This window comes from Candidatus Cloacimonadota bacterium (assembly GCA_020532085.1).
Lineage (GTDB): Bacteria > Cloacimonadota > Cloacimonadia > Cloacimonadales > Cloacimonadaceae > Syntrophosphaera.
The window spans coordinates 40,079-55,970 of record JAJBAV010000016.1; the positions used below are offsets into that span (position 1 = coordinate 40,079).

Annotated in this window: 14 protein-coding genes; 4 read left to right on the top strand and 10 right to left on the bottom strand. The window is 59.5% G+C overall.

The window, feature by feature from the left end; genetic code table 11:
- Together LHW45_05850 and LHW45_05855 are read left to right on the top strand one after the other, a co-directional pair.
- Positions 1 to 645 (top strand): uracil-DNA glycosylase, encoded by a 645-nt coding sequence (locus LHW45_05850; protein MCB5285095.1) that lies wholly within the window; start codon positions 1 to 3, stop codon positions 643 to 645.
- On the top strand, positions 642 to 1,424 hold the full coding sequence (locus LHW45_05855; GenBank protein MCB5285096.1) for a metallophosphoesterase: 783 nt from the start codon (positions 642 to 644) through the stop codon (positions 1,422 to 1,424). The genes LHW45_05850 and LHW45_05855 overlap by 4 nt, the downstream gene beginning before the upstream one ends.
- A gap of 105 nt (positions 1,425 to 1,529) precedes the next feature.
- Here the strand turns inward: LHW45_05855 and LHW45_05860 are convergent, their stop codons facing one another.
- The 9 genes from LHW45_05860 to LHW45_05900 form a co-directional block, all read right to left on the bottom strand.
- The gene (locus LHW45_05860) at positions 1,530 to 3,506 is read right to left on the bottom strand and encodes a von Willebrand factor type A domain-containing protein (protein MCB5285097.1); all 1,977 of its coding nucleotides are present in this window, start codon (positions 3,504 to 3,506) and stop codon (positions 1,530 to 1,532) included.
- A 104-nt stretch (positions 3,507 to 3,610) separates the two neighbouring features.
- The gene (locus tag LHW45_05865) at positions 3,611 to 5,824 is read right to left on the bottom strand and encodes a hypothetical protein (protein MCB5285098.1); all 2,214 of its coding nucleotides are present in this window, start codon (positions 5,822 to 5,824) and stop codon (positions 3,611 to 3,613) included.
- A gap of 260 nt (positions 5,825 to 6,084) precedes the next feature.
- Complete coding sequence (locus LHW45_05870) at positions 6,085 to 6,927, bottom strand: DUF3078 domain-containing protein (protein ID MCB5285099.1); 843 nt, start codon at positions 6,925 to 6,927, stop codon at positions 6,085 to 6,087.
- 11 nt (positions 6,928 to 6,938) lie between these two features.
- Positions 6,939 to 7,709, bottom strand: coding sequence for a mechanosensitive ion channel (locus LHW45_05875; GenBank protein MCB5285100.1), 771 nt, complete (start codon positions 7,707 to 7,709; stop codon positions 6,939 to 6,941).
- A 419-nt stretch (positions 7,710 to 8,128) separates the two neighbouring features.
- A complete protein-coding gene (locus tag LHW45_05880; GenBank protein ID MCB5285101.1) occupies positions 8,129 to 9,424 on the bottom strand; it encodes a serine hydroxymethyltransferase in 1,296 nt (431 codons plus the stop codon).
- On the bottom strand, positions 9,421 to 9,861 hold the full coding sequence (rpiB, locus tag LHW45_05885; GenBank protein MCB5285102.1) for a ribose 5-phosphate isomerase B: 441 nt from the start codon (positions 9,859 to 9,861) through the stop codon (positions 9,421 to 9,423). Before rpiB ends, LHW45_05880 begins: the two co-directional genes overlap by 4 nt.
- On the bottom strand, positions 9,858 to 10,775 hold the full coding sequence (locus LHW45_05890; GenBank protein ID MCB5285103.1) for a phosphate acetyltransferase: 918 nt from the start codon (positions 10,773 to 10,775) through the stop codon (positions 9,858 to 9,860). Before LHW45_05890 ends, rpiB begins: the two co-directional genes overlap by 4 nt.
- Positions 10,772 to 11,686, bottom strand: coding sequence for a phosphate butyryltransferase (locus LHW45_05895; GenBank protein MCB5285104.1), 915 nt, complete (start codon positions 11,684 to 11,686; stop codon positions 10,772 to 10,774). The genes LHW45_05890 and LHW45_05895 overlap by 4 nt, the downstream gene beginning before the upstream one ends.
- A 48-nt stretch (positions 11,687 to 11,734) precedes the next feature.
- Positions 11,735 to 12,262 carry a hypothetical protein gene (locus tag LHW45_05900; GenBank protein MCB5285105.1) on the bottom strand — a complete coding sequence of 176 codons (528 nt, stop codon included), beginning with the start codon at positions 12,260 to 12,262 and terminating at the stop codon, positions 11,735 to 11,737.
- A gap of 210 nt (positions 12,263 to 12,472) precedes the next feature.
- Between LHW45_05900 and LHW45_05905 the strand changes: the two genes are divergently transcribed.
- Both LHW45_05905 and eno read left to right on the top strand, forming a co-directional pair.
- Positions 12,473 to 13,417, top strand: a complete 945-nt coding sequence (locus LHW45_05905; protein MCB5285106.1) for an SPFH/Band 7/PHB domain protein — start codon at positions 12,473 to 12,475, stop codon at positions 13,415 to 13,417.
- A 23-nt stretch (positions 13,418 to 13,440) separates the two neighbouring features.
- Complete coding sequence (eno, locus tag LHW45_05910; protein ID MCB5285107.1) at positions 13,441 to 14,718, top strand: phosphopyruvate hydratase; 1,278 nt, start codon at positions 13,441 to 13,443, stop codon at positions 14,716 to 14,718.
- Between the two features lie 237 nt (positions 14,719 to 14,955).
- Here the strand turns inward: eno and LHW45_05915 are convergent, their stop codons facing one another.
- On the bottom strand, positions 14,956 to 15,609 hold the full coding sequence (locus LHW45_05915) for a hypothetical protein (protein MCB5285108.1): 654 nt from the start codon (positions 15,607 to 15,609) through the stop codon (positions 14,956 to 14,958).
- Positions 15,610 to 15,892: the final 283 nt, after the last annotated feature.

Sequence of the window (15,892 nt, forward strand, 5' to 3'; positions counted from 1 at the left end):
ATGCCCCGCGCCCTGCTGCAACACCTGGAACTGCTGCGCAACCTTGGATTGAGGGAACTCTACCGCCCCGCCGCAGCGGCCCGGGAGGATGAAGCCAGCCTGGAGAGCCTGCGCCAAAGCCACTCCAATTGCCAGAACTGCCCCCTGGGCGCCCTCAGAAACCACATTGTTTATGGTGAAGGCAATCCCCGGGCCCGCGCCATGCTGATCGGCGAAGCCCCGGGGGCTGAGGAAGACCGCACCGGCCGCCCCTTCGTGGGTGAAGCGGGCAAACTGCTGGATAACATGCTGGCGGCCATCGAACTCAGCCGTGAAGACATCTACATCTGCAACATCCTGAAGTGCCGCCCGCCCCACAACCGAGATCCCGAGGCAGCCGAACGCGATGCCTGCCTGCCCCAGCTGCTGGAGCAGATCGAGATCATCCAGCCCAAAATCATCCTCATGCTGGGCCGCATTGCCGCCCAAACCCTGCTGCAAAGCAGGCTCACCCTCGAAAAGCTGCGTAGCGAGGTGCATACTTTCCAGGGCATTCCCAGCTATGTGACCTACCATCCCGCCGCCCTGCTGCGTAATCCCAACTGGAAACGGCCCGCCTGGGCCGATCTGCAGAAATTCCGCGACCACTACCGTTCCTTGGGATGAAGGCCGTTCTGCTCCTTTGCCTGGCCTTGCTGGCCCTGCCGACCGCGGCCAAAATCGCCGTCTGGGGCGACACCCAGGCCCATCCCCGCGTGCAAACAGCCCTCGCCACCGCCATGGCAGCCCAGATCCCAGACCTCGTTATCCACACCGGTGACCTCAGCCACAAGGGAGATCAGGCAGCCTACACCCGCTTTTTTGAGCTCAGCGCCCCTCTGGCCGGGATCCCCCTCCTCGCCGTAAGAGGCAATCACGACGGCTCCGCGGAACTCTTCAGTGCCAACCTCGGCCGGATCAATTCCTGGTACAGCAGCGTGCACGACAGCCTGCTGATCATCTGCCTGGATTCCAACCTCAGCCTGCTGCCCGGCTCGCCCCAGTACGCCTGGCTGTTGGAGCAGCTGCGATCACCGCTGCCGCGGATCCTGGTGCTTCACCACCCGCCCTTCAGCAGCGGCTACCACGGGGGCGATCAGGACCTTCAGCTCTTCCTGCCCGCGCTCTGCGCCAAACACAGCGTGAGCGCCGTGCTCTCCGGCCACGACCATCACTATGAGCGCCTCAGCCACGGCGAAACCACCTACCTCGTCTCCGGCGGCGGCGGCGGGATCAAGCGCCCCAGCTTCAAACGCCGCGATCCCCGCAGCCAGGTCCTCAAACTAAAATTCCACTTTCTGCTCCTCGAACGCCAGGGCCAAAGCCTCCTGCTCAGCGCCCACGACCTCCGCGGCAAGGTCTTCGACCAGAGCGTGATCCCCCTTCTCACGCCTACCCTGCCCTGATTCCGGGCATCTCTCTTTCCACAACCATTTCCAGAAAAGATACAAAAGGCGGGACCTGTCTGGCCCCGCCGGTTCACGTCAGAGACGTGTTCGAGGAGTGGATGATCAGTCGGGTCTGTTTGCTTGCATGATGGTTTGGGCCTTGTCGATGAGGGAAAGGAATTCCTTTTTGTAGCCATCGGGATCGGCGCCGAGGTTCTCGCTGGCGAGGGAGCGCACCATGTCCCAGGTGAGGGCGGCTTTATGTTCGCTGTCAGCCAGCAGTAGGGCATATCCGGTGACGGCGGCGGAGAAACCAAAGGTGCGGGAAACGTCGGCCAGGCCGAGGGTTTTGTTGTAAACCGGGGTTTCCAGGGGGATGGAGGTATCGCCGTCGGGCAGCTTGTAGCGCAGCTTCACGGTCATGATCTCGGGCGAGTTCCGCGCCTCGTCGGTGATGGTGGTATTCTGGTATTTGAGGGGGTCGAGGCCGGGGATCTCTTCCTTGGAATTGGCGGGCACGATCTCGTAGATGGCGGTCACGGAGTGTCCCGCGCCCAGTTCGCCGGCGTCCTTGGTGTCGTCCTTGAAATCCTCGTCGCGCAGTAGCCTGTTCTCATAGCCGATCAGGCGGTAGTATTTCAGGTGGGCGGGGTTGAATTCCACCTGGAGCTTCACGTCTTTGGCGATGGTGTAAAGGGTGGCGCCGAGCTCGTTCACCAGGACCTTGCGGGCCTCCATGATGTCATCGATGTAGGCGTAGTTTCCGTTGCCTTTGTCGGCAAGAAGTTCCAGGCGGTTGTCCTTGTAGTTGCCCATGCCGAAACCGAGCACGGTGAGGAAGACGCCCTTGTTGCGGTTCTCTTCGATGAGTTTGGTCATGTCGGCGTCGGAGGAGGCGCCGATGTTGAAATCGCCGTCGGTGCAGAGGATGACGCGGTTGTTGCCGCCGGGGATGAGGTTGGCCACCGCGGTCTTGTAAGCCAGCTGGATGCCCGCTCCGCCGGCAGTGGAGCCTCCGGCCTCAAGGTTGTTCATGGCGGCGGAGATCCTGGCCTTTTCCTCTCCGGAGGTGGAGGGCAGCACCAGGCCCGCCGCGCCGGCATAGACCACAATGGCGATCCTGTCCTGAGGCCTCATGTTTTCCAGCAGCAGGTCCATGGAGCGTTTCACCAGGGGCAGCTTGTTCGGATAGTCCATGGAGCCGGAGACATCGAGCAGGAAGACGAGGTTGTTGGCCGGGGCCTGGCTCATGTCGATCTCTTTGCCCTGGAGGCCGATGTGGACGAGGTTGCGCTTCTGGTTCCAAGGGCAAACGCCCATCTCGGTGTAGATGGAAAAGGGGATCTCACCCTGGGGCTGGGGGTAATCATAGTCGAAATAGTTGAGGATCTCTTCCACCCGGATGGTGTTTGGCGAGGGCAGCTGGCCGTTGTTCAGCATCCGGCGCACGTTGCTGTAGGTGGCTGTATCCACGTCGATGGAAAAGGTGGAAAGGGGGTCGGTGAGCGGGCTGTGGAAGATGTTCGGGGTGATGGCGGCGTAGTCCTCGGTGTTCCAGTCCGGGGGATACTGGCCCTGATTGAGGGCATGGCCGTAAGCGCCTCCGGGGGGAGCGGGCGCAAGCCTGTAGCCGCCGTCGCCCATATCATAGACCGTGGCGTGCATTTCGTTGGCGCGGCCTCCGCGGACGTGGATTTCCCCCACTTTGGTCACGCCGGATTGCAGTTTCACGATATCCGGCAAAGGCTCCACCACCGGTTCAGGCACCAGGGTCCCCGGTTTGAGGCGGATGTTCAGGATGGCGTTGCGGCCGGCTTTTAGGTCCACCTGATCGCGTTTCCAGAGCTCGTAGCCCTCCAGGGACGCGTGGACGAGGTATTTGCCGGGGATGAGGTCGCGGGCGAGGAAATTGCCCTGCGCGTCGGAGCTTACCACCGCCACCTGCTGATAGTCCAAATAGCATGCCACCTTCACGTTCTTCAGCGCTTCGCCGGCTTCGTTGCGAACCACTCCGCTGATGATCCCGGTTCTCTGGCTCTGGGCCAGGCTGAAGCTTAGCAGCACCACGGCCGCCAGCAGTAGCATAAGTCTCTTGGTCATCTCTCCTCCCTTGGAAAGGAAATTCTGATATTATTACTTTCGGCGGGCCGCATCCCTGTCAACTATTTTTCCTGAGGCTGGCCGGGGAAGCGGGCGGATCCCGGTCATTTCAGCAGCAGCAGCTTCAGGCCGCGGCTGCCCGCGCGCGTTTTCAGGCGGGCGAAATAGACGCCGCTGGGAACTTCGCGGCCCAAGCTGTCCCGGCCATCCCAAACGCAGCTGTGTTCGCCTTCCTTCAGGTCAGCGGAGCAGAGCTCCCGCACAATCTGGCCCCGGAGGTTGAAGATAGCCAAACTGGCAGGGCCGCCTTCTGGCAGGGTGAACCTGAGGGTGGTGGAGGGATTGAAGGGGTTGGGGAAGCCGCTGAGGCAGGGCAATTGCTGCTCCGGCACCTGGGCAGGGTCAGTTGCCGGCGTGGCGGAGGGGTGGAAGCGGATGAGGCCGTCTCCGTGGTCGTTCAGCCACAGGTTACCCTGGGGATCCAGCGCGAGTCCGGAAACCCAATTGTCCAGCAGGGGGGAGTTATTCTCCGCGAATGTGCTGAATTCAGTGCCGTTGAAGCTGACCAGGCCAGTGTTTTGGGTGGCTCCCCAAACGCGCCCGTCCGGAGCGGTCTCCAGATCCACAAAACAGCGGAAGGGATGGTCTCCGTGCAACAGGTCCCAGGCCTCCCAAACACCGTCCAGATAGCTGCCAAGGCCGGTCGAGGTGCCTATCCAGAGCTTCCTGTCCGCTCCGTAAGCCAGGCAGCTGACCTGGTTGTTCGGCAGGCCGGAGTTTTGGGTGGTGTAGATCTCGGTGGTGTCCCCCAGGTAAACCAAGCCGTCCCAGGTGGCCAGCCAGGCATTGTTCGCTCCGTCAAAGGCCATGTCGGTCACATGGGGCAGCAGCACCGCCTTTTCTTCCCAGGCCCCCTGCTCCAGCCTGTAAATGCGGGTCTGGTAGTCCGGGCTGTGGATCGCAACCCAAGGTATGCCGTCGCCGTCCAGGTTAAGGTGGGCGAGCATGCCTTCGGGCAGGTTTTGGCCGTTATAACTGTATTGGACCCAGTTGGTTCCGTCAAAACTGACCACAGCTCCGTTGCTGATGTAATCGTCCCTGAACCACATGGTCCCCTCCGGGCCGAAGGCCAGGTCTTTGGGATTGCGGATATTGGGATGGTCCGTGCTGTACATGAAGGTCCAGTCATCCCCGCTTTTTTTCGCCAGGGCGGAGATGCCTCCCTGAAAGTTGTGTAAGCTCATCCAAAGGTCGCCCTGGTGGTCGGTCGCCAGGCAGCCTATGCTGTTGGTGGGCAGAGGTGAGTTCGAGCAGTCGAAAGCGCTCCAGGAGTTTCCGTCATGGATGGCCAGCCCACCATTGGTTCCCAGCCAGATCCTGCCCCCGGCATCCTCCATCAGGGCCATGGCCAGTTCCAGATGCGGCACCTGGGGGTTGGGGTCCAGTAATTCCCAGCCATCACCCTGCCTTCTTAGCAGGTATTCCTGATCATCCCAGGCATGGAAGGAGGCCAGAAGCCTGTTTTGGCTGTCCACCCCGAGTTCGGTGACAAAATACATGTTGTAGGGATACTGGGTTAAATCATGAACCTGCGCGCCTCCGTCACCGAGGCTGAACAGCTGGCCCGTGCTGGTTCCCAGCCAGAGACGGCTGCCGTCGTGGGCAAGGCTGAAGATGTCCTGGTTGGGCAGGCCCAGAGCGGATAAGGACTGGGTGATCCAGGACGAGCCGGCGAAGTGCGAGAGGCCAAAGGTGCCGGTGCTTGTGTTGTACCAGCCCAGCCAGGGAACGCCCTGCGCGTCCAGCGCCATGTCCCTGATCGCCTGGCCCCCGATGGGGCAGGAGCCCGCGGAGTAGGACACCCAGTTTTCCCCCTCCAGGTGGCAGACGTGGTCATTTCCGCCGTTGTTGGCCATCAGCAGCCACAGCTCGGTGTCGGACAGGCAATGGATCTCGCGCACCCCGTTGGTGGGCAGGCCGCTGTTCAGGCTGTCAAAAAACTGCCAGTTGTCCCCCTCAACGCGGTAGAGTCCTTTGGAAGTGCCGATCCAGAGGATTCCTGAGGGCGTCACAGCCAGGGCACTGATCCAGTTGTCAGCAAGGGGGGAGTTGGCTTTGTTGAAAAATTGTTTTTGCTGGGTGAGGGTGTCGTATTGCACCAATCCGGCCGTGGTTCCTATCCACACGTTCCCGGAGTTGTGGGCTAAAGCGCGGACTTCATTGCCGTAAATGAAGTATTCCCACTCCCCGCCCTGGGCTGTAAGCGCCGCGGAGCCCATCAGCAGGACCGCGCAGAGGATGATGGTTGATCGAGACATTCTTTCCTCATTTTGATTTTCTGGTGAAAACGAAAAGCGATCCGCTCCAAGGCGCGTACATCAATCTTTATAACTTGGGGAAATATGTCAAGGGAAAATCGCCTCCGTTTCAGCCGGGGTGTTGATTATTTTCACATCCGCATCGCTGTTCCTCCGCCTCTTTGCGCCCGAAACCCTGTCGTGATGATGGTTCCATCCAAGTTTACCCACAAAAAAGGGAGGACCAAAGATCCTCCCCTGAAGCGGTTTATGAGTGTTTCCTAGAACAGGGCGTAGCTGAAGCCGAGGCCCAGGATCTCTTTCCACTGGATGTCCGGGCTCTGCTCCTTTTCATAGATCACGTCGAAGTTCAGGTTCAGGCTCAGCAGCTTCCAGAGGTTGAAGCTGAGCAGGTTTTCCCACTTGTAGTCGAGGGCCTTCCAGTTGTCATCGGCGGCTGTGGCGTCGGATTTGAACAGGGCCTGGTAGGCGGAAAGGCGGCTGTTATAGCTGGCGTTGAGCAGCCCGAGGATCTGTTTGAATTCCACGATCCCCTCCACGCCGCCGTCGATGGGGATGCCGGAGACGCGACGGTTCCAGTTCTCGCGCACGGCGCCGCCGAGGCGGACGTTCAGCTTGGTCTTTTCGGCGTCGATGATGGTCTTCATGATGCCGGCGCTTTCGGTGAAGAGCACGGGATTTACCAACAGGGTCTCGGTGCCGGTTTCATCCAGGAACTGGGATTCCGCGCGCAGGGAAATGTATGGATCCACGAAGCTCTTGAGGGTGAATTGCATTAGGGATTCGAAGGCGATCTGGTCGGTGGATTTCTGGGGCGCTTCCCAGAAAACGCTGTCGCCGGCGGCATTCTCTTTCTGGAGGTGGGTCTGGCCAAAGGCGAGCTTGAGGGTGTTCTTGTTCTTCAGCCACTCGGCCAGCTGTTTCTGGGCGGTGTTGTTCATGGTGGCGGCCCAGGTGATGTTGCTGAGCTCGCTGCCGTTCCAGTTGTCGCTGAACTGGCTTTGGGTGAGGTTCACCATGATGTCCGAATCGATCTCCCAGGCTTCGGCTCCGAGAAAGCACATAGCCAGCAGGATGGTGGTGACGAGGATAAGGTTTTTCATGTATCTTCTCCTTAGGCCCAGATTCCGGCGGCGGTGAGGGCTTGCTTGATGTTTTCCAGCAGGCTGGCCTGCACGGCGCCGAGGTCCGCGTTGTTAACGTGGGCGGCGATCCCGTATTTGATCTCGGCCGCGGAGGCGTCGGCGATGGCGATGGAGGGCGCGGGATCTTTGAGGATGCGGCTTTCTGCGTCCAGAATGCCTTTAAGGATGTCACGTCCTTTGTTCAGGTCGGTGGCTCCGGGCACCACGATGGCCAGCTCGACCCTGCGGGTGGGCATGGCGGAGAAATTGGTGATGGCCCCGCCGGCAATGGCGCTGTTGGGCACGATGATCTTTTTGTTGTCGCTGGTGAGGATGGTCGTGCTTAGGATGCCAATGTCGTGCACAGTTCCTGTTTGTCCGCCGGCGATCACGGCGTCACCTATCTTGAAGGGACGCAGGCCGATCAGCATCACGCCGCTGGCGAACTGACCCAGCGTGCCCTGCATGGCCATGCCGATGGCCAATACGGCGGCGCCGACGATCACCATGAAGGAAGAAGTATTCACACCCAGCACACTGAGCGCGGAAAGCACCACGATCAGCAGCAAAATGGCGTAAACGATGTTGCCAATGAAGGTGGCGATGGAATTGTCCGCTTTGCGTTTCAACATCATGTTGCGGACCATCTTGCCGATGGCTTTGGCGATCCAATTGCCGATGAAAAAGATGACCAGGGCAATGGCCAGCTTGATCCCGAAAGCTCCCAATTTTCCCGGAAGTTCTTCCCAGTTGATATTCATTTTCTTTCTCCTTGGTACGGCTCTGTCGCCGCTGGATTATCTTTTTGTTGCAGAATATATAATCGGGATTTGTTACATTGCCAAGATATTTATTGGTCAACTGTCACGCAAGTTAAAACATCCGGGTCCCACCTTACCGGCTCCCGTTTTCGTTTTCCCTACGGATCATACTGATTTAATTGATTACACGGATTTATACATCCACCATCCCGCCCTGAACCGTCATTCCGGACGCAGGTGCTTTAGCTCCGGAGATCCGGAATCCAGGCTTGGGCGAAGGTTGCTGCTGGATTCCGGGTCAAGCCCGGAATGACGTTGGGGGGATGGATGTTTGCTGCAGTCATGCACCCGCGTCGCCCGACCCCAGCCAACAGAAAAAGGGCGGAACAGCGTCCGCCCTTGTCTGGAAAAACCCGGGATCAGTCCAGATCCGGATACAGCGGGAATCTATCCGTCAGCTCGCGCACCTCGGCCTTCATCGCGGCCAGGTATTCGTCGTTGGCATGGTTGTCGCGCACGCGCTTGATGAAGGCGGCGATCAGCTTCATCTCGTCCACGCCCATGCCTCTGGTGGTCACGGAGGGGGTGCCCAAGCGCACTCCGGAAGCCACAAAGGGGCTGCGGGTATCGAAAGGCACGGTGTTTTTGTTGGCGGTGATGCCGGCTTTGTCGAGGGATTCCTCCATCTTTTTGCCGCTCGGGCCGCCTTCTTCCTCGGTGCCCATGTTCATCAGCATCAGATGGGTGTCCGTGCCGCCGGAAACCAGTTTCAGCCCTTGCTGGGTCAAAGCCGCGGCGAGGGCCTGGGCGTTGTCGATCACCTGTTTCTGATAGGCCTTGAATTCAGGCTGCAAGGCTTCGTAAAGCGCGGCGGCCTTGCCGGCGATGGCGTGCATCAGCGGGCCGCCCTGGATGCCCGGAAACACCCGGCCGTCGATCTCTTTGGCATATTCCTCCCGGCAGAGGATGATCCCCGCCCGGGGTCCGCGCAGGGTCTTGTGGGTGGTTGAGGTCACCACATCGGCGTAAGGCACGGGGTTCATGTGCAAACCGGCGGCCACCAGTCCCGCGATGTGGGCCATGTCCACCATCAGTTTGGCGTCCACCAGGTCCGCGATCTCACGGAAGCGGGCGAAATCGATCTTGCGGGGATAGGCGCTGGCGCCGGCCAGGATCAGTTGGGGCTTGTGTTCCTTGGCCAGGGCCTCCAGTTCTTCATAGTCGAACTGCTCGGTGTCCTTGTTCACATTGTAGTGGATGATGTTGTAGAACTGTCCTGAAAAGGAAAGCGGGTGACCGTGGGTGAGGTGCCCGCCGTGGGCCAGTTCCAGGGAAAGCACGGTGTCACCGGGTTTCACGAGGGCGAAATAGGCGGCCATGTTCGCCTGGGAACCGCTGTGGGGCTGAACGTTGGCGTGTTCGCTGCCGAACAGCTGCTTGGCGCGTTCGATGGCCAGGCGCTCCACCTCGTCGATGTATTCGCAGCCGCCGTAGTAGCGGCCGTAGAGGTCATAGTTGATCTTGCCGGTCTTTTTGCTCCAGCGGTAGGGGTAGCCTTCGGCGTATTTGTTGGTGAGAACGCTGCCCTGGGCCTCCAGCACCGCCATTGAGGTGAAGTTTTCGGAGGCGATCAGCTCCAGGTTTTCGCGCTGGCGCTTCAGTTCCGCCGCCATGGCCGCGTAGAGCTCGGGATCTTGCCTTTGGATGTGTTTCACTGTTTGTCTCCTTCCAGTAGCTTGATTTTTTGAATTCTGCTTTGGTGCCGTCCGCCTTCAAACATCGAGCTCAGCCAGTTGTTCACGATCTCCAGGGCGTAGGGCACCGCGGTGAAGCGCCCCGCCAGGCAGAGGACGTTGGCGTCGTTGTGGATGCGGGAAAGGCGGGCCAGATCGGTGTTTGTGCACAGAGCGGCGCGGATGCCCCGCACCTTGTTGGCTGTGATGCTCATCCCGATGCCGCTGCCGCAGATCAGGATGCCGCGTTCGGCTTTGCCGGCGGCCACGGCTTTCGCCGCGGGCGCGCCGGTGTCCGGATAATCCATCGAGTCCACCGAGTTGGTGCCGAAATCTTCGAACTCGTGTTCCGGAAAGGCCGCTTTGATGGCTTCCTTGAGTTCGTAGCCGGCGTGGTCGCTTGCTATCGCTATTTTCATTTTTCACCTGCCATGAGGCACGAAAGTGCCACGCAATAATATTTTGAGGCCGCGCTTTCGCTTCTGCTCATCACGACCACGGGTTTCACGGTTCCCTGGATCAGCCCGGCCAGTTCGCCCCCCGCGAAGAGCATCAGGCCTTTATAGAAGCTGTTGGCGCTTTCCAGGCTGGGAAAGATCAGGATGTCCGCCTCTCCGGCGATGGGGCTGTCCACGCCCTTGATCTCGCCCGCGGCGGGATCGCAGGCCAGAAATACGTCCAGCGGTCCGTCCACCACGCAGTTCCTGATCTGGCCCCGCTGGGCCATTTTGGCGATGAGGGCACTGTGCAGGGTGCTTTCCATGCCCGGGGAAACCTTTTCGGTGGCACAGATGAGGGCCACCTTGGGTTTTTCGATGCCGAAGCGGCGGGCCATCGCCACGCTGTAGTTCACCATGGCGATCTTTTGCTCCAGGTCCGGCTGGGGCAGCACCGCCGTGTCGCTGATGAAGAGGAGCTTGTTATGCTTGGGCAATTCCAGCGCGCAGACGTAGCTCATCACCGCCTTGGGCGGCAGCAGTCCCTTTTCCTTGTTCAGCACGGCTTTCAGGAACTTGTCCGTGCCCACCAGGCCTTTCATCAGCGCGTCGGCTTCCCCGCTGCGCGTCATTCTCACCGCTTCGGTGGCGGCTGCGCCCGGATCGGGCACGTTTCTGATCTCGAACAGGCTGGGGTCGATCCCCTCGGCGGCGCAGACAGCTGCGATTTTTTGGGCATCGCCCAGCAGAAAGCCCAGGGCGAAACCTTCAGACACGGCTCTGGCGATGGAGGAGAGGGTGTTCGGGTCCTCCGCGGCGGCCACGGCGATGCGGGTTTTGCCGCCCAGCCCGCGCACGTGGCTGGCCAGCTCTTCCAAAGAGCGGATGGGGTTCATGGCTGTCCCGCTCCGGCCAGCAGCGCGGCAAGGGCGATGGAATAGAGTTTGGAGCGTTCGCTGTCACCCCTGGAGGTGAGCACGCAGGGCACCCGGGCGCCCATCACCACGGCGCAGAGTTCGCTGTCCATCAGTTTCACCACGGATTTGTAGAAACAGTTTCCGGCCTCGATGTTGGGAAAGAGGATGCAGTCGGCGTCGCCGCAAACTTCGCTCTGCACGCCTTTGATCAGCGCGCTTTCCTTGTCCACGATGAGGTCGAAGCCCAGCGGTCCTTCCACTATCGCGCCTTTGATCTGCCCGCGCTGGGCCATCTTGGCGATGAGGGCGCCGTCGGCGCAGGAGGGTATCTTGGGCAAAGTTTGTTCCGAAGCGGCTTGGAGCCCCACCTTGGGTCTTTCGATGCCCAAAAAATGCGCCGTGCGGATCAGATAGTTCGTGATGGCCACTTTCTGTGCCAGATCCGGCAGCGGAATGATGGCCACGTCGCCGAAGATCAGCAGTTTGTGGTAGCTTTTGGGTTCCGCCACGGTCACGTGGGCCAGGATGGCGCCGTTTTCCATCAGGCCGCGTTCCTTGTTCAGGATGGCCTTCATGTAGCGGTCGGTGCTCAGCAGGCCTTTCATCAGAAAATCCCCTTCGCCGCTGTTGATCATGTCCACGGCTTTGGCGGCGGCGTTGTCTGAGCTGGAGGGCACGATCCGGAACACCGAGGGATCGATCTTTTCAGCCTCGCAAACCCTGCGGATGAGCTTTTCATCGCCCACCAGGATGCCTTCCACCAGGTCCATTTCCACGGCTTGATGCACCGCGCAGATGGTGTGGGCGTCCACCGCCCAGGCGGCTACCAGGCGCTTGTTCGGACGCGGTTTCAGAATTTCGAACATCTGGTCCAGTTTGGTGATCTGCATTAATTCTCCCTGTATGTTATTTTTGCTATCATGCTTTGTCAGCTGTGCTCAGGCTTTTTCATCCAGCCTCAGCCACAGCGGTTTGCTGCGCGTTCTTGCGGTCTGCAGCAGCAGCTCCTGGCTGTTCGCGTCCACCAGTCGCAGCGTGATCCTGTGGGTCAACAGCTGGGGGTCCGGCAGTTCTTCCAGCCAGCCGGTCAGCAGGGCGTCGGCCCCGCTGTCCTGCAGCGAAAGGTCTTGCAGCAGCAGGCCGATGCTGTCCGCGGGCGGACTTTCCCCTCCCCGGAACCGCACCAGACGGACCTGGCCGCTAAGCAGCAATTCCCGCGCCAAGGCTGTTTCCAGGCCGCTCAGGCAGGCCTGGCATTCGCCGTGGCATTCCAGCGGGCGGATCAGCAGGGCGGGCGCGCGGCCTTGGCTCTCCAAGTGTTCGCGCAGCCAGGCGCTGCCAACGATGTCCGCCGCCAGTTCCCGGGCCAGCAGGATCCCGTCTTCTTCGTTCCAGCCGTTGAGCCGCCGTGGGGCACAGCCGCAGAGGGCCAGCGCGCACAGCAGCAAAACCAGAACTTTTTTCATTGTTATCTCCCTGCTTTGAACTAATATATCTGCAAGTGAACCGGGATGTCCGGCCCCAAAACCCGCTTTGTCCGGAAAAAAACATCTCCGCCGGAAGTTTTGATATTTGTCAAGTGCAATTTTCCGCTGCCCCGGCCCGAGGTTTTTTTTCCTTGTCAGATTATGGGCCGTAAATATCGTGAACCAAAGCTTAACCCTAAGGAGTGAATCATGACAGTTCCTATTCTGGTTGGGATCACTATCGCCCTCTTTGTGATAACCCTCATCTCCCGCAGCATCATTGTCGTCCGTCAGGCCGAGGTCGTGATCGTGGAACGTCTGGGCAAGTATTTCAAGACCCTGCCCTCCGGCATCCACATCATCGTTCCCATTTTCGACAAGATCCGCCCCATCCACTGGCGCTACAACAAGGCGGACTACCGCGGCAACGTGATCGTCACCCAGCGCCAGGAAAACCGCATCGACCTCCGCGAAACCGTTTACGACTTCCCCCGTCAAAACGTGATCACCAGCGACAACGTTTCCATCAACATCAACGCCCTGCTCTATTTCCAGGTCACCGATCCCTACAAGGCCGTTTACGAGATCGGCAACCTCCCCGAGGCCATCGAAAAACTAACCCAAACCTCGCTGCGTAACGTGATCGGCGAACTCACCCTCGATTTCACCCTCACCTCCCGCGACACCATCAACGCCAAACTGCGCGACATCCTGGACGAAGCCACCGACAAGTGGGGCGTGAAGGTCAACCGTGTGGAGCTGCAGGAGATCCTGCCTCCGGAAGAGATCCGCACCGCCATGGAAAAAGAGATGCGCGCCGAACGCGACAAACGTGCCAAGATCCTCCAGGCCGACGGTGAACGCGAATTCCAGATCCGCGTGGCCGAAGGCGACAAGACCGCCAAGATCACCCGCGCCGAGGGTGAGGCCCAGGCAAAGCTGCTGGTGGCAGAGGCCGAACGCAAATCCATCGAACTCATCGCCTCCTCCGTCAAAGACAGCAAAACGGACCCCGCCCAATACCTCATCGCCCTCAAATATGTGGCCGCCTTCTCCGAAGTGACCAAACAAGGCGACAAGACCGTCGTGATTCCCTACGAATCCTCCGCTTTGCTTGGTTCCGTGAAGACCCTGGCCAACATCTTCGAAAAATAAACACCTCCAAGGAGCATAACCCCATGTCAGAAATTCTCTATATCAAGGGACGGGAAATACTGGATTCACGCGGTAACCCCACCGTGGAAGCCGACATCCAGCTGGAAAGCGGTGTGATAGCTCACGCCGCCGTGCCCAGCGGTGCCTCCACCGGTGAACGCGAAGCCATCGAACTGCGGGACGGCGACAAAGCCCGCTACGGCGGCAAAGGCACCCTCAAGGCCGTGGATAACATCGATAACATCATCGCTCCGGCCCTCTGCGGACTGGAATCCACCCACCAGGCAGAGCTCGACCAGGTGATGCTGGCCCTCGACGGCACCCCCAACAAGGAAAAGCTGGGCGCCAACGCCATCCTGGCCGTTTCCATGGCCGCCGCCCGCGCCAGCGCCATCGAACTGGACCTCCCCCTCTACCGCTACCTCGGCGGGGTGGGCGCCGTGACCCTGCCCGTTCCCATGAGCAACATCATCAACGGCGGTTCCCACGCCGACAACAATATCGACATCCAGGAGTTCATGATCATGCCCCTGGGCGCCAAATCCTTCCGCGAAGCCATCCGCATGAACGCCGAGATCTTCCACGCCCTCAAAATGATCCTCAAGGACCGCGGCCTGGCCACCGGAGTTGGCGATGAAGGCGGCTTCGCGCCCAACCTCGAAAACAACGAGGCGGCCCTCAAAGTGATCATGGAAGCCATCACCGCCGCCGGCTACAAACCCGGCGAAGACGTCTTCATCACCCTCGACCCCGCCGCCTCCAGCTTCTGGATCGACGGCAAATACGCCTTCGAGGGCAAACTCGCCTCCACCGACGAAATGATCGCCTACTGGGTGGCCATGGTGGCCAAATATCCCATCGTCTCCATCGAGGACGGCCTCGCCGAAAATGACTGGGAAGGCTGGATCAAACTCCAGGCCGCCCTCGGCGACAAGATCCAGATCATGGGCGACGACCTCTATGTAACCAATCCCGCCATCATCAAACGCGGCATCGCGGCCAAAGCCTCCAACAGCGTGCTCATCAAGCTCAACCAGATCGGCAGCGTGCTGGAGACCATCGACGCCATCAACACCGCCCACAAAGCCGGCTGGACCTGCGTGGTCAGCCACCGCAGCGGCGAAACCGGAGACACCTTCATCGCCGACCTCGCCGTGGCCATGAACACCGGCCAGATCAAAACCGGCTCCATCTCCCGCAGCGAACGCGTGGACAAATACAACCAGCTCATCCGCATCGAGGAGGAACTCGGCGCTGCCGCCGTCTTCCCCGGCAAAGCCGTGATCAAACAACTCGGCTGATCCTTCGCGGAACGCTAAACCATATCGAAAGGGCGGGAATTTTCCCCGCCCTTTTCTGATTTTCCTTGGCTCGCTCCCAATATCAATACGGTATCAATACGGAATCATTACGGATGAAATCCGTATTGATTCCGTATTGATACCGTATTGATATTGGGAGCCGATGGGGTTTCCAAGCAGCCCGGAAACCTGCCAAACCCTGCCAAACCCTAGATGTTCAGGACCGTTCCGGCCGGATCAGGGCTTGGTGACGGTGTCGGTCACTATCTCGGCGTTGGCCAGGGCGCGTTTCCTGAGGCGGAACTGGCGCAGGTCGTCCTGGCTGGAATCCAGCGCCAGGTCGAAAGTGCCTTTGCCGAAGCCGGAGGCGGTTTGGCTGATCAGGGGCAGGATGGATCCTGCGCGCACTTCACCGATGTCGGGGTTCAGTTCCCGCAGGGAAAGGGCGATGGTGCCGGCGTAAGAAACTGATCGGGCAGGCAGGTTGAAATTGAGGGTGGTGGGAAAATCGAACTCGGCGTCCATGAGGATTGCGGAGGCGGAGCCTTTGATGCGCTCGATCTTGTAATATCCGGCGGGAAGGTAAACGGCGAGCCAGTGAAGCACCCTGTCGCTTTGGCCGATGTCCACTCCGGAAGAGGGGATGAAGACCCTGTAGCTTTTGTTGGTGGTGATGTTTTTCAGATGCAGCCATTCGATCCGCGGCTTGAAAATGGGGTTGATCAGGTTGTTGGTATCCAGCTTGAGCAGCAGCACAGAGTTCTTGCTGAGGTCCAGCGTCTCATCGGTGGTGTTCACGTGCTTCACGGAGGCGCAGCCAAACACGGTGAGCGCCAGCAGCATGAAGCCAAACGTCGCGAACAGGCGACGTGAAGTTCTTCTCTTAAGCATCGGTAACCTCCTGGTTAACGGGTTGGTGAATGCGCGTTCAGTCTCTTGCTTGCTTTCATAAGCATCCCGGATGTTTTCGCGCAGATCCTTTTCAGTTGCGTTAATCTCATGCGGCGATAAATTGTCAAGGATTATCTGGGCAAGTCCACGGATGGTATAAGACCTTTGCGTAATACCAAAGAGTCCAGCTTTCCAGGATCTACTTTGTAGTTATCCACAATTTTTTCAAATATTCTCAACATGAACCCTGAAAAAGCTCAGTTATCCACACATTTTGCGCTTT

Bases quoted from the DNA above. Each gene is read 5' to 3' on its own strand.
- rpiB (MCB5285102.1), bottom strand. From the start codon at position 9,861: ATGAAAATAGCGATAGCAAGCGACCACGCCGGCTACGAACTCAAGGAA.
- LHW45_05905 (MCB5285106.1), top strand. From the start codon at position 12,473: ATGACAGTTCCTATTCTGGTTGGGATCACTATCGCCCTCTTTGTGATA.
- LHW45_05915 (MCB5285108.1), bottom strand. From the start codon at position 15,609: ATGCTTAAGAGAAGAACTTCACGTCGCCTGTTCGCGACGTTTGGCTTC.
- LHW45_05850 (MCB5285095.1), top strand. From the start codon at position 1: ATGCCCCGCGCCCTGCTGCAACACCTGGAACTGCTGCGCAACCTTGGA.
- LHW45_05900 (MCB5285105.1), bottom strand. From the start codon at position 12,262: ATGAAAAAAGTTCTGGTTTTGCTGCTGTGCGCGCTGGCCCTCTGCGGC.
- LHW45_05860 (MCB5285097.1), bottom strand. From the start codon at position 3,506: ATGACCAAGAGACTTATGCTACTGCTGGCGGCCGTGGTGCTGCTAAGC.
- LHW45_05870 (MCB5285099.1), bottom strand. From the start codon at position 6,927: ATGAAAAACCTTATCCTCGTCACCACCATCCTGCTGGCTATGTGCTTT.
- LHW45_05865 (MCB5285098.1), bottom strand. From the start codon at position 5,824: ATGTCTCGATCAACCATCATCCTCTGCGCGGTCCTGCTGATGGGCTCC.
- LHW45_05855 (MCB5285096.1), top strand. From the start codon at position 642: ATGAAGGCCGTTCTGCTCCTTTGCCTGGCCTTGCTGGCCCTGCCGACC.
- LHW45_05890 (MCB5285103.1), bottom strand. From the start codon at position 10,775: ATGAACCCCATCCGCTCTTTGGAAGAGCTGGCCAGCCACGTGCGCGGG.
- LHW45_05895 (MCB5285104.1), bottom strand. From the start codon at position 11,686: ATGCAGATCACCAAACTGGACCAGATGTTCGAAATTCTGAAACCGCGT.
- eno (MCB5285107.1), top strand. From the start codon at position 13,441: ATGTCAGAAATTCTCTATATCAAGGGACGGGAAATACTGGATTCACGC.
- LHW45_05875 (MCB5285100.1), bottom strand. From the start codon at position 7,709: ATGAATATCAACTGGGAAGAACTTCCGGGAAAATTGGGAGCTTTCGGG.